The 1512-nt window shown below is 42.5% G+C and carries 2 protein-coding genes; both read left to right on the top strand.

All coding sequences use genetic code 11. From position 1 onward, the window contains the following. On the top strand, positions 1 to 786 hold a 786-nt coding region (locus ACEW8O_RS23345; RefSeq protein WP_373497040.1), incomplete at its 5' end, for a hypothetical protein. Positions 787 to 1072: 286 nt separating this feature from the next. Beyond that, on the top strand, positions 1073 to 1512 hold a 440-nt coding region (locus tag ACEW8O_RS23340; RefSeq protein ID WP_373497039.1), incomplete at its 3' end, for a mechanosensitive ion channel domain-containing protein.

Below are 1512 nucleotides of genomic sequence, written 5' to 3'. Positions count from 1 at the left end.
ATTCAAATTTTTGCTTCCACCCAGCGCAGCCCGGCGCCCTTTGAGCCGGAAGTAGGCCTGATGCGCAGACGCAATTTTCGCGAGAGCTTCGCCATGATCAATCTGCGACCAAGACCAAAAAAACATTTTCTCTGGATTCGTCAATTCAATTTCTCACCTGGCCAGGTCACGTATACACTTTACGATGACACCAAGGAAATTCAAAGTTTCGACCATCAGATCAGATTCTTCGGATTTGACACGCGCAGTGGTGAAACAATTGGCCTGAATTATCGGATTATAGCTGAAGGACTGAACACAGATTTTGAAATCTCGCCAGGCATCGTTATTCCCCAGCGCACCTATTGGTGGCGCCAATGGGAAGGATCATTCAGCACCTTTGCCGGTCGTACTTTTTCTATAGATACCCGTATCGTATACGGGGACTTTTATGACGGATCGTCCACTCAAAATCAAACCGCCCTGCTCTGGAGAGCCAGCAAATATTTTAATATAAACCTGAGATACGAGAAAAATATAGTAGATCTCCCTGGTGGTAGTTTTGAAACCGATCTTATTGGATCCCGCATTGAATACGCCATCAATCCAAATGCATTTGGCTCATTGCTCACCCAATGGAACTCCGATCAAAACGAATTCAATCTGAACTTCAGATTGCAGATCATTCCCAAGATAGGCACCGATTTCTTTCTGATCATAAACCAGATTTATGATACTTCGAGCAATTCATTCGACCCGCAAAGGGGTACAATCTTGGGGAAATTGATTTGGAGATTTGTGATATAATCTCTCATAAATCACCTAGCAAACTACACAGAAATTTCCTAATTGGTAAAGAACCTTTTGGCATAACCAGCGACAATGGAACTGGCCCTTGTGATGGCTGTTGATATAGCTTGTACGAGCATTCTGATCTTGAATTACAATTGTGCAATCTGAATTACAAAACCAGAGAACTAAAAACCAAACTTTGATAGGCTGGCAAGTCCCATAAGAAGTTAACGACGGATGATAATTCGTTTATTTTAAGAAACATAATTTAAATTTGTAATTCTTACCTTATTCATTTTGGATGGAACTACGCGATAATATTTTTAAATCGTTTACGGATATATGGGATTCCATTTACGATTCGGCACCGGCAATACTTGCCGCGCTGATCGTATTTGCCATATTCTACCTCATCGGGTTCTTTTTGCGCCGCTTGTTCAAACGGCGCGTTATGCTACGCGTAACAAGCAGCATTGTAGCGTCCTTTGCAGGAGAAGGATTGTTTTGGCTTTTTTCCATTCTGGGATTTCTGGCTGCTTCGCGTATCCTTGGATTCACCGGACTTGCCGGCAGCATTCTGGCCGGAGCGGGAATATCGGCCATTATTTTTGGATTCGCATTTAAGGATATTTTGGAAAATTTTCTGGCCGGAATTCTCCTCGCTTTTCAAAAGCCTTTCAAAGTAGGTGATATCATACAAATAGATAAATTCAAAGGTCCTGTGAGGGCATTGGAATTGCG

The sequence above is a fragment of the Aquiflexum sp. genome, from assembly GCF_041749095.1.
Taxonomy (GTDB): Bacteria; Bacteroidota; Bacteroidia; order Cytophagales; family Cyclobacteriaceae; genus Aquiflexum.
Note: the sequence above shows the minus strand (reverse complement) of the source record. Positions and strands in the feature narration are given on the sequence as shown.